At 68.8% G+C, this 12,158-nt stretch carries 4 protein-coding genes; 2 read left to right on the top strand and 2 right to left on the bottom strand.

Translation table 11 applies throughout. The annotated features are described in order from the left end of the window. Window positions 1-16: 16 nt before the first annotated feature. Window positions 17-8,428: a DNRLRE domain-containing protein gene (locus ACIQ7Q_RS01770; RefSeq protein ID WP_403856383.1), complete on the bottom strand. Its 8,412-nt coding sequence runs from the start codon at window positions 8,426-8,428 to the stop codon at window positions 17-19. A 628-nt stretch (window positions 8,429-9,056) separates the two neighbouring features. Here ACIQ7Q_RS01770 and ACIQ7Q_RS01765 point away from each other — a divergent pair. Beyond that, window positions 9,057-9,707 carry an MmpS family transport accessory protein gene (locus ACIQ7Q_RS01765; protein ID WP_403855179.1) on the top strand — a complete coding sequence of 217 codons (651 nt, stop codon included), beginning with the start codon at window positions 9,057-9,059 and terminating at the stop codon, window positions 9,705-9,707. Between the two features lie 22 nt (window positions 9,708-9,729). Then, entirely contained in the window at window positions 9,730-11,337 is a 1,608-nt protein-coding gene (locus ACIQ7Q_RS01760; RefSeq protein WP_403855177.1) for an N-acetylmuramoyl-L-alanine amidase, read from the top strand. 218 nt (window positions 11,338-11,555) lie between these two features. On the opposite strand, the gene ACIQ7Q_RS01755 is transcribed toward ACIQ7Q_RS01760, so the two are convergent. Beyond that, window positions 11,556-12,122, bottom strand: a complete 567-nt coding sequence (locus tag ACIQ7Q_RS01755) for a hypothetical protein (RefSeq protein WP_403855175.1) — start codon at window positions 12,120-12,122, stop codon at window positions 11,556-11,558. Between the last annotated feature and the right edge of the window lie 36 nt (window positions 12,123-12,158).

The following is a 12,158-nucleotide window of genomic DNA, read 5'->3' as shown; positions in this document are numbered from 1 at the left end:
TCCTTGTCGTCCGCCGTCATTCCATCGATCCCGTCGGTACCTGCCGACCGGTGTTCTGATCGTTGAACATGCCGAGGTTGCGGCCGGCCAGGGTGTTGGAGATGAAGGTGTCGATGGATATGCCGGCACTTCCGTCCGGGTTCGTCCCCTGCGCGTAGATGGCGAATCCGGTCGGTACCGTCCGGCGGCCACTGTAGCGAGGGGTCACCGAGTAGTAGACGTCCTGCCCCGCCTGCACGGCCGCGGCGATGTCCGCCTCGTACTTGGCCATGTTGCCGTCGCCCTGCTGGGACCCGAGCTGCTTGGCGTTGGCTCCGCGGGCGCACGTGGCAAGGTTCCGCGGGTCCGTGCCCGATCCGGTCAGCTGGTTGGCCAGGAGGTGGCAGGCGTTGATGTTCTCGCGCACCGGACGCGCACCGAGGAAGCCGGCGGTGCGCTGCGCCCACCGGTAGCCCGGAGGCGTGAACACCCGGGTGTCCGTCTCCGAACCCTCGTTGCTGTCCACGTAGTCCTTGGTCAGGCAGGAGGTCATGCCGGTGGCGCGGCTGCCGTTCTTCTTGTCCACATCGCCGTACTGGACCCAGCCGGACCCGCACTTGTTGCTGTCGTCGTCCTCGTCCTCGGGCGAGGGCCTGGGCGCCGGCTTGGGCTTGGGCTGCCTGGCCCGGTCGATGGCATCGTTGATGCCACGCGCCGTGGACACCAGTGCGTCGCCGAGGCTGTCCGCGAGGCTCGGTCGGCCCTGCTGCTCGGCGACCACCTCGTCGGTGGCGACGACCGCGACCGCGACGAGGGCGATGACGATGGGGATCGCGATGGCGAAGTGCCCGTCGACCTCGACGTTGCTGATCGGGTTGCCGCCGGTGAAGGCGTAGCGGTTGCCGGTGAACGGGTCGCTGCCGAGCCCCATGTCGGCCAGGGCGCCGTTGTACATGTCCCGGGTGGTGAAGCGGTTGAGCCCAGGGTCATAGTTGCGGAAGCCCATGTCGTAGGTGCCGGACTGGGCGTCCCACCGCTTGGCGTTGTAGCGGTAGGAGTTGTACTCCTCCTTCGTCGGGTCGCCGGCGTCGGGCTTGTCGATTCCGGTGAACTCGGACGTGTCGTTGCTGCCGTAGGCGGTGTAGCCGTAGGTGGCCTTGGTGTCGCCGTTCCTGTCGGTCAGCGTGTCGACGTCGGTGTGGCTGTTGTAGCCGTAGAAGCCGTCCTCGGTCGTCCCGTCGTCGTTGTGCTTGATCTGGGAGAGCCGCTCACCCCACGGCGAGTACTGGTACGACTTGGTGAGTTTGCCCGCGACCTCCTCGTTCAGCACCTCGCCCGACAGGCCGAGGTACGTGTACTCGGTGGTCTTGCCGTCGACCGTCTTCGACGTGGTGCGGTCCAGCGGGTCGAAGGCGTAGGTCGTCGACTTCATCGCGCCGGAGCCGTCCCGCTGCTGGGACTCCACGACATGGTCGAAACCGTCGTAGACGTTCCGGGAGACGACCTGCCCGCCCTGGGTGACGGACTCCGTCCGGCCGAAGGGGTCGTAGTTGAAGGTGGACGTGGTGCTGCCGGTGGTCGACGTCTGCAGCCGGTTGCGGTCGTACGCGAAGACGGTGGACGTGCCCCGCACGTTCTGGCTGACCACGTTGGCGTTGTCGTCGTGGACGTACGTCTCGGTACCCGCGCCGTTGCCCGTCTTGACCGCCTTGGCGAGACGGTCGGCCGGGTCGTACGAGTAGTCCGTGGTGGAGTCGAGGTACGCCGCGTGGTTGTCGGCGTTCATCTTCCTGACCACGTCCTGCGCCTTGTTGCCGTTGGCGTCGTAGGCGTAGGTGTGCGAGGCGACGAGGGTGCCGTTGCCCTTCTTCTCCGTGGTGGTGCGGACCGCACCGTCCAGGAAGTAGGCCGTGTCGACGGTGTTGCCGTTGGCCTTGGTCTCCCGCGACACGGCGCCGCGGTCGGTGTAGGCGTAAGAGGACACCTTCGGGGACGGGTCCGTCGGGCTCGTGCCGACCGACACCGTCTTGACCAGTTCACGCGTGTCGTAGGTGTACCGGGAGAACTGGTCGTCGTGGGTGACGGTCTCCGGCTGGCTGTTGGCGTCGTAGGTGTAGGTGCTGGACTTCTTCTCCTGGCCCGCGAGCGCCTCGGTCACCTGCCGGACCTGGTTGAGGCCCGTGTAAGCGATCGTGTAGGCGTCGACCTTCGCCCCGGACGAGGTGTCGTCGATCGAGGTCAGGTTGCCGTTGAGGTCGTAGGCGTAGGCGAAGGTGTGCTTCTCGGTGTCGGACTCGGACGACGTGTCGCGCACGAGCTTGACGCCGTCGGCGACGACGGCCCCGCCGCTGCTCTGGGCGAGCTGGATCTTCGCCGTGTTGCCCTGGGAGAAGGCGTAGGAGCCGAGCCGGACCCAGGTGCCGGTGTCCGAGTTCTGGTCCTTGGTGACCTCCGCCGTGCCGCCGCTGTGGGTGACCGTGTACTTCGCGGCGGTCGTCGCGCCGGTGACCTTCGGGTACTTCACGTACGCGGTGTACGTGCCGGCCTTCGGGACGTTGAGCGTCCAGGTGTAGGCGTCCGTGCCCGCGCCCGCGGCGTGCGTCCGGTGGTCGTACCCGGTCTGGCCGGCGATGCTTCCGGCGGTCCAGGTGCCGGTCGAGGACGTGTGCTGGGTGTCGGAGTTGTCGACGAGCACGACGGCGCTGCCCACCGGCACGCCGTCGTCCGTCTTGGACTTCAGCCTGCCGTTCGGGTAGTACGACCAGCCCATGGTGCGATTGGAGGAGCCGCCCGCCGAGGTCAGCGTCCGCGAGGTCTGCTGGCCGATGGCGTTGTAGTCGTAGGAGGTGACGATGTCCCACGGGTCGGTGGACGTCTTCGTCCAGCCGTTGTCGAAGTACTCGAAGACGCTGTCGTTGCGGACCGTCTGGCCCTCCGACGGCGGCATCGACGTCTTTGCCACCCGGCCGACCTCGTCGTAGTACGTCTGCGTGTAGACGTCCGGCTTGTTGTGGCGGGCGTCGGCGGGGTCGTACGGCTGGAACTGCTTGACCGGGCGGTTCAGCGCGTCGTACTCGGTACGGGCGGTGAAGTCGTCGGCCGTGGTGGTGGCGACGCCCCGCGGCGAGATCGCCTTGGTGGCGTTGCCGACCTGGTCGTACTCGTAGCGGGTGGTGCGGTAGGTGATGGCCGTGCCGGTGCCGGAGTGCGGCGCCTTGACCTCGGTCTGCCGGCCGCGTTCGTCGTAGCTGATGGTCGACGTGTTGTTCTCGGCGTCCGTCGTGGACACCAGCAGCGAGTCCTTGTCGTACGTGCGCTTGCTGGACTTGCCGAGGGCGTCGACGACCTCCACCGGCCGGTGGTTGAGGTCGAAGACCGTCCTGGTGGTGTAGTCGGTGGTGTCGGCGGTGGCGTTCTTCTTCGGATCGACGACCGTGACGACGTTGCCGACGTTGTCGTAGGTGTAGGAGATCTTGTCTCCCACCCCGTTGATCACGGAGACGAGCTGGTAGATCTCGTCGTAGGTGTTGGTGGTCGCGTAGTCGGACGGGTCCGCCGGGGTGGCGAGGCCCTTCGGCTCGGTCGTCGTCCGGAGATGACCCGCCTTGTCGTAGGTGTAGGTCGTCGTCCGCTCGGGTGCCGTCGGCGAGTCCTTCGGAGCCGTGCCCGAGGTGATCTGGTCGGCCGCGTCGTACACGGCCGTGGACACCGCGCCGTGCGGCGCCGTGACGGTCGTGACGTTGTCGTTGGCGTCGTAGACCGGTGCCGGAGTGGTGATCAGCTCGCCCGCGGCCCGGTCCTTGGGCACCGTGGAGGCCAGCGGACGCCCGAAGGTGTCGTACGCCTGCGTGGTCTTCGTCCCCAGCGCGTCGGTGACCTCGGTGACCTGTCCGCGTACGTCGTAGACGTAGGACGTCGACTCGCCCAGCGCGTCGGTGATGGTGGCCGGGTAACCGGTGACGCCGAAGTCGCTGTTGACGGTCGGGTTGCCGTTGGCGTCGGTCGCCTTGGTCAGCTGGCCGTAGGCGTCGTAGTCGTACGACGTGGTGTAGTCACCCGCCGTCGCGGTGGCGACGCCCTTCGGGTCGGTGACCGTCTTCAGGTTGCCGTACGTGTCGTAGCCGAACTGCCACTTACGGCCCTCGGGGGACGTCTTGGTGAAGAGGTCGGCCGAGAAGCCGTCCAGACGCGTCTGGTAGCTGTAGCGGGAGGAGTTCGCCGGGTAGGTACCGGGCGCGCACTCGGCGGCCGTGGGCACGCCGGCCTTGTTGTTCTCGGCGTCACGTGTCCAGAGCGGGTAGCCCGTCCTCTGGTCGTAGCAGTACGCGGTCTTCGCTCCGTTGGCCTCCTCCATGTACGTGACGTTGTTGTCGGCGTCCCACGACATCTTCGTGGTCTGCGACTTGGCGTTGACCGTCTGGACCGGGCGGCCGAAGTCGTCCGTCACGTAGTCCGTGGCACGGGACTCGGCGTCGGTGACCTCGGTGTCGGTGAACTTGGTGTTCGCCGCGTTCACCGCGTAGGCGAAGTCCGTGGGACCGCCCAGACGGTCGGTGATCCGCTGCGTCCACCAGTGGTACTTCGGGTCGTCGCCCTCCTTCGGGAAGTAGTACCCGAGGGAGGTGGCGTTGCCGCGCGGGTCGGTCGCCTTGACCAGCTTGACGTTCTTGTTCCCCTGCGTGGCGTCGTAGGTGAACGTGAAGTCCTTGGGCTGGCTGGAGCCGGCACCGTCGGTGATCTGACCGAGCAGGCCCTTGGTGGTGTAGTAGAAGGTGATCTTCCGGCCGGAGATGTCCGTCATGGACTTCACGTGGTCGTAGATCTTGGAGTTGGTCAGGTTGGTGCCGCTGACCTTCGCGCCCGAGTCGTTGATGTACTCGTAGGACGCGTCACCCTTCTTGTAGTAGTCGACGGTGAGCGACTGACGGCCGGCCGGGTCCGTGATGTACAGCAGGAACTTGGTCGGCTTGTTGTTGGACTTGCGCTCCTCGTACGTGAACGTCTGGGTGTTGCCGTTCTTGTCGACCGTCGACGTCATGTAGCCGTCGCAGCCGAAGAGGAAGCGGGTGCCGTCGGGACGGGTCAGCGTCCAGGCGTCCGGGACGGGGTCCTTGGAGGGCTTGCAGTCCAGACCCGCCTTCATGGTGACCTTGTAGTGGACGCCCGCCGGGGCCTTCCAGGTGCCGTCGCCCTGCTTGCGGAAGACGTGCGTCGTGCCGTCGCCGTCCGGGAGACGGATCTCCGTCGGGTTCGGGTTGGGGTGGAAGTCCAGTGCCGCGCCAAGCCGGATCGGCCCCGCGGCCTGCATCGACCAGCCGTGGCCTGCGACGGTGTCGGAGGTGTCCTGGGAGTTGTACGCGAACCGGACGAAGGTGCTGAGCCCCCGGCCCGGGTTGCTGAAGGCGTTGTACTGCCAGACGCTGTTGCCGGAGGCCAGGTTGTTCATCAGCGTCGAGCCGGCGCCGGTGTTCTTGCCGGTGTAGCTGTAGAACTTCTCCAGGCCGAGGCTGTTGGAGGTCGGGTCCTCGACCGCCACGTTCTGCTTCAGCGACGGAATACCGCCCGTCCCGGCCGACAGCCAGGTGCCGTCGGCGATCTTGCGGACGTCCCAGCCGAGCACGTACTCGTTGCGCTTGTTGCCCGAATCCGAGTTGATCGGGGTGGCGACCTGCGCCTGGATCGTGGCCGACTTGCCCGGCAGCAGCGCCGGGATCGGGGTCTCCAGCTGGTTGCCGCCGGTGGTGGCGTCCGTGCCGTCGGGGAGCTTCCAGGTGTAGGACAGTTCCCGCTCACCCGCGGCCCACGCCGTCGACGTGGTGTTGGTGACCGTGAACTCCACCGTGTAGGTGGTGTTCGGGGTCATCCGGGACGGGGTGGTGGGCGCGTAGTACGTGTCCTCCGTGGTGGAGTCGACGTAGATCACGCGCAGCAGCGGGCGGAGCTGCGGGTCGGGCGCGGCGGAGGACAGGAAGATGGAGCGTTCCTGCGGGCCGGCCGTCGTCTCGTCCTTCAGCTTGATCAGGGTGCCCTTGTTGCTGGTGGGCGTCTTGACCCAGCCCTGGGTGAGGGACGTGGCGTCCCACCAGTGGCGGCCGAGGTCGGTGTTGAAGGCCGGCACGTAGTCGGAGACGACCGAGGAGTGGTCGCCGCCCGCCGTGGTCCACGCGGTGGTGGAGTTGGCGTTGTTCCAGGTGGCCTGGGTCTCCGTGAAGTCCCGGGTCAGTCCGTGCAGGTTGTACTGAGCCTTGGTCGTGGTGGTGCGCTCGGTGAGCGTGGACCACAGGAAGACCCGGCTCTCGAGCACCGTCGCGGTGGTCGGGATCGTGGTGGTGGGCCACTTGATCACCGAGCGGGTCTTGCCGTAGGTGCCGGAGTTGTTGCCCACCGTCAGCCAGTCCTGGCCGACGGTGCCCTGCTCGACGGTGTTCAGGTTCGTCGTCGGCTTCAGCGACGACAGCGTGGTGTCGGTGACACCGGCGCCGGCCTGGATGAGCCGCATGGTGCGGCCGGCCTTCGGGACGCCGACCACGCGGGTCGGGGAGCCCAGCACCTGACCGTCGGCCGTCTTGACCGCGATCTGGTAGTAGTACGACTTGCCGATCTCCGCGCTGCTGGAGTCCGGGGTCGGGACCGCGGTGGTGTCCGTGTAGGTGGTCGCCGTCTTGGCGACCGGCGCGACCAGGGTCGCGGCCGACGGGGTGAACACCTGCTGGGTGGAGCGGTGGAGCTGGTACTCGGCGATGTCGAGACCGGCGTCACCGGTGGTGTTCTTGTACGCCGCCCAGGACAGCTCGGGGCCGGTGCCGTGCACGACGGTCGGCGAGTTCAGCGAGGTGCCGACCTTGCCGAAGGTGACCGTCAGGCGCGGAATGGTGGACGTCTCGCCGCCGTAGTCGTAGTCCCCGGCCTCGTACTGCGGACCGCCGAGCGGCGCGGTCGAGGTCTCGTCGACGGCCTTGACGACAAAGCCGTGGTTGGCGGCAGTGCCGGAGACCCACTTCTGGACGGTGTCGCCGACCCGGAAGTTGTGCCACTCGTTGTACTCGCCGACGTCCTTGCGGATCTGCGCCGGATTCACCAGCCGGACGCCGTCCGCGATCGTCCGCTTCGTCGAGTCACCGGTGTCGCCGAGAACGATCTTGCCGGTGTTGCCCTTGGCGAAGTCGATCTGCGACGAGCCCAGCTGACGCCAACCGGTGGTGCCGGTGGCCTGGTTGACCGTGAAGTTCGCGGCCGGCTCGGCCGAGGTCACCGTGTACGGGGCGGCCGTCGCGCCGTCCGTCTGCACCGGGGTGTGGACCTCGACCCGGTAGTCCGCGGCCTCGGGGACCATCGGCTGCCATGTGTACGACTCACCGGTCGCGGTGTTCTTGTTGTACGCGTAGTCGCCGGCGTTGCCCGTACCGGTCACCCGCGGCCACTCGCCGACCGCGGCCGTGCCCGTGTCACCGTCGTCCATCACGACCGTGGTCGCGGACTGCTCACCCGCCAGCGCGCTGGTGTTGTTCCACGTCGCCGTGGCCTCGTCCCAGGCGCCGGTCGCCCGGCGGACCTCCACGTCCACGTTCGTCGAACCGGAGGTGTGGACCTGGTCGAAGTACATCGACAGCTCAGCCGTGTCGATCTTCGAACCGGCCGGGATCTCGTCCAGCGGGAACTTGATCAGCGAACGGGCGATGCCCGTGCTGCTCGTCTTGCCTGCCGACAGGTCCCATGTGCTGTTGAAGTTCGCCGTCGGCTGGTCCGAGCGGACCATCACGTCCTGCGACGTCGTCGGCGACGGCGCGATCGTGATCGTCGGGTCGATCACCACCGGATACTGCCGCTCCGGCGCCGCCAGCCACGTGGCGTCCGGCGTGACGGTCAGCCGCCACTGCTTGCCGTCGCGGCTGAGCTTCTGGGACACCTTCGCGCTGTAGGCCTTGCCGTACGGCGAGGCCTTGTCCGCCTTGGCGTCCGTCATGAACGCCGGCGGGATCACCAGCGCCGGGTTCGCCGGGTCCTCACCGAACAGCGCGATCGAACCGTCGCCCCGCTCCTTCGGCTCCAACTCGCCCGCGTCCAGCGTGAAGACGTACTTCACCGGGGCCTTCGGCTCCTCGGCGAGGGTGATGTTCTCCTTCACCCGGCCCGCGCCCACCTGGTACGACACGTCCGCGCCGGCGGCCAGGCCCTTGTAGGTGACCGTGTCGCCCTTCGCGGAAGGCGCCACACCCTTGGTCGCGCCCTGGAGGCCGAGGGTGACCGCCTGGCCGTCCGCCGTCTCGAAGCGCAGCAGCTTCGAGGCATCGGAACCGAACCAGCTGCGGCCGGTGTTGGACGTGTTGGCGAAGTCGAAGCCCTTGTCCTTCGTCGCCCTGACCGTCGTGTCGATCGGCTTCCACGACGAGCCCGCACGGTACGAGACGGGCGACGCCGAAAGCTCCGCCTCCACCCGCCCGTCCGACATCTGCCAGAACCGGGCCTGCGGCGTACGCCGGTCGGTCAGTTCCTTGACGCGTTGCGCCGGGGGAAGTTTCTCGCCCTTCGGCAGCTTCTGGCGGCTCGGTATCTCGAGCTTTCCGCCGACCGGAGGCTCCGCCTCCTTACGGTCCTCGTCGTCGGAGAACCAGCCCGCAATGGTGTCGACAACGCCTTTTCCGTCGTCTTTTTCGGGCTCGGACGGCGGGGCCGCATAGGCGACCTGCGGCAGTAGCGTGCCCGCCACCGCCGCGACCACCAGACAGGAGAGATATCTCCTGTACGGAACTTTCACGTCATTACCTTTCGGCGTCGGCGGCCGACTCCGCCGAACGCGAAATGGGCACGCCGAACGAGCCGGAGCGCAGGTTTGCGCCCGACTGGAGCATTGCTGTGCCACCTCATCGCGAGCAGTCGAAAGCCCAGCTCACGGGCGCGGCAGCGGATTATGAACCACTGGAGTGACGCCCCGTCAACCCCCCGGACATTAGGGGCAATCGAGCCCCGGAAGCCCGGCCCGTTCGCCCCTTTCGTCCGGTCGCTCGCGCCGCACGTTCCGCGTGGTGTATAACCGCCCGGTTCGACTCATGCCGACTCACCGAAAGCCGGGCACACTCATGTCATCGAAGGAATCCACGGAAAGCGCGGAGCCGGAATCCGCGGAGCCGGAAACCGAGGTGACCGGCGAGGCCGAGGAGACCAGGGAGGCCGGGGACGCGGAAACAGCTGACGCCGAGTCGGCGGACACGGAATCGGCGGACACGGAATCCGACTCCGAGCCGGCGGACACGGAATCCGACTCCGAGCCGGCGGACACGGAAACGGCAGGCGCCGAGCCGGGCGACGGGAGCAAGGAAAAGAGCACGGGAGCCCGCGCGGGTGTCGCCATCGCCGCCGCCCTGCTGCTCGCCTGCGGCGGTCTCGTCGGCTACGGCGTCCTCGACACCGAGGAGAAGCCGAAGCCGCGCGCCGTACCGACGGCCGAGGTGACGTACGAGGTCACGGGCGAGGGCACCGTCGACATCTCGTATCTCGCCCGAAGCGAGGCGGGCACCGCCACGGTCGTGCAGGGCGCCACGCTGCCCTGGAGGAAGACCGTGCAGGTACCCGTCGGCAAGGCCCCGATCGTCGCGATAGTCCTCGACGGGAAGGGCGGCCAGGCCGCCTGCACCCTGGCCATCCACGGCACCCACGTACAACGCTCCACCGCCATGGGTCAGTTCGGGCGAGCCACCTGCACGGGCGAGCTGCCCGCCGCAGGCCAGTGATCAGTTGTGATGAGGGATGGGCATGAGTCCGAGAACGGTCCGCGGCCGACGGGCGAGCAGGACACCGAAGGCGCGACGCACGGTATGGCTGGTGACGGGAGCCGTCGTCCTGGGAGGAACCGGTGTGACGGCAGTGGCCGCCACGGTCGGCTCAGAAGGCGGCGATGACCGCACCCGCCCCGCGCGGGCCCATGTGCTGGCGCTCGAGGGCAAGGACGCGAAGAAGCGCGAACTCCCGCGTACGGAGACGCAATTGTTCTCGCTCGTCGGCGTCTCCTGGGAGGACAGCGCCGACGACTTCGAGGGCACGGCGCAGATACGCACCCGCAGCGCGGACGGCGGCACCTGGACCGACTGGCGCGATCTCGACTTCGACATCCGGGCCCCGGAGTGGGAGGAGGGCGACGCCGCGGGCGTCCGCGGCGCCTCGGAGCCTCTGTGGGTGGGACCGTCGGACGCCGTCGAGGCCCGTGTGGTGGCCGGCGGCAAGGAGACCGCGGTGCCTGGGGCCCTGCGGCTCGACATGATCGACCCCGGCGTGGCGGCCGAGGACGCGACCGCGCGTGTGAAGCCGAGCCGGGGCGTGGTGAAGCCGCAGCGCACCACGGCGCGCAAGCCCGAACCGTCGCAGACGGCCCAGCCCTCCACCTCGGCTCCCCCGGTCACCGCCGCGCCGAGCACTCCGGCGACGAGCCCGACGGACGGTTCCGGCGGTGGGATCTCGCCGTCACCGACCGACGCGCCGACGGCACCGAGCACGCGGCCCGAGTCCAGCGCCCCGACCGTGCCGGAGCCGAGCTCGGAACCGACCAGCACGGAACCCAGCACGGAGCCGACCGAATCGACGCCGCCGGAACCGTCCGCCGAGCCGTCGACCGCTCCCTCGCCCAGCGTGGACCCGGCCGAGCCGACCACCACCGCCGAGCCCTCCGCGCCTGCGTCCGGTTCACCCGAACCCTCGCCGACGCCGTCGGACCCGAGCAGCGCCCCCGCGCCGAGCGAGAGCGCGACTCCCACGGCTCCGGCCGTTCCGCCGATCGTCAGCCGGGCCGACTGGGGCGCCGACGAGTCGCTCGTCGAGGACCCGCCCACGTACCTGAGCAAGGTGGACGCTGTCTTCGTCCACCACACCGCCGGGACGAACGACTACGACTGCGCCGAGTCGCCCGCCATCATCCGCGGCATCCTCACGTACCACGTGAAGACGAACGGGTGGAACGACATCGGCTACAACTTCTTCGTCGACAAGTGCGGGACGGTCTTCGAGGGCCGTGCGGGCGGTGTGGAGAAACCCGTCCAGGGCGCCCACACCTACGGTTTCAACGGCTACTCGTCCGGCATCTCGGTCCTCGGCGACTACGAGAACGGCGGTACGCCGACGGCCGCGGCCAAGCAGGCCGTCGCCGATGTCGCCGCGTGGAAGCTCGGCCTGTACGGCGTCGACCCGGAGGCCAGGGTGACGCTCATGGCTGCGGGCGACACCGGAGTCTGGAAGAAGGGCCAGGCGGCGAACCTGTACACGGTCTCCGGCCACCGCGACGGCTACGCCACGCTCTGCCCGGGCGCGACGCTCTACTCGGCACTGCCGGAGATCCGCCGGACGGCGGGCGCCTCGGTGTACACACCCTGATCCCGCCCGTGCCCGGTCGCTTCCCGTACTGAGGTCGGGAAGCGGCCGCCGGGCGTGCTCGTGTCACGCGTCGCACCGGCCGTGGCGCGTGTGCGCCCGTGACGTCTCGGACCGCCGTCGTGGCGCTCGTTCACATGTCGGGCCGCCGTGGCGCGCGGGTCGGGCCGCCGTGGCGTTTGCGCGGCCCGTGCCACGCGTCGAGCCCGCCGTCGTGCGTGTCAGCCCGTCACGCGGGCCCGGCGTGAGACCGCGGCGCGCAGCACGCGACGTCCCTCGGTCGACACCTCGAGTGCGTGCCGCAGGCCGTTGCCGCCGGGGGGCTCCGCGAGGATCTCCAATATCTGGGCCTGGCGCCGCAACTCCCCCGCGACCAGCGGTCCGACACCCTCGGTGCCCGTCCCGCCCTCGCGGCAGCGCTCCAGGGTCTCGGCCGCGCAGTCGCCCACGTCGAAACGGCGGTGCACCTCGAGCGCGGCGACGGAGCACCCGTCGGCCCACTCGCGCAAGGGCATGATGTCCCAGTCGGAAGGAGCGGCGCCGAGCATCCGGCGTACCAGGGCCGCGTCCCCGTCCTCGAGGGCCGTGCCCTCCATGGCCTGCCGGGCCGCTGCCAGCTGCCCGGACCACTCCTCCTCGCCGCCGGCCAGCCCCGCCCAGAGCGGGCGCAGCGTGTCGTCCTCCGCCGCGAGCAGCGGCATGCAGCGGTCGAGGCACGCGAGCCCGCTCGCTGCCAGCCCACGCTCATCCGCGTGTGCGATGAGTTCCGTCAGGCTCTTGGAGGTCATACGGACGCCTTCCGTCGCGGACGAAGTACTTGCTCT

The organism is Streptomyces sp. NPDC096176 (genome assembly GCF_044763255.1).
Lineage (GTDB): Bacteria > Actinomycetota > Actinomycetes > Streptomycetales > Streptomycetaceae > Streptomyces.
This window is presented reverse-complemented; position numbering and strand designations above follow the sequence as displayed.

Excerpts from the sequence above, each read along its gene's own strand:
- ACIQ7Q_RS01755 (WP_403855175.1), bottom strand. The coding sequence starts at position 12,122 with ATGACCTCCAAGAGCCTGACGGAACTCATCGCACACGCGGATGAGCGT.
- ACIQ7Q_RS01760 (WP_403855177.1), top strand. The coding sequence starts at position 9,730 with ATGAGTCCGAGAACGGTCCGCGGCCGACGGGCGAGCAGGACACCGAAG.
- ACIQ7Q_RS01770 (WP_403856383.1), bottom strand. The coding sequence starts at position 8,428 with ATGTCGGACGGGCGGGTGGAGGCGGAGCTTTCGGCGTCGCCCGTCTCG.
- ACIQ7Q_RS01765 (WP_403855179.1), top strand. The coding sequence starts at position 9,057 with ATGTCATCGAAGGAATCCACGGAAAGCGCGGAGCCGGAATCCGCGGAG.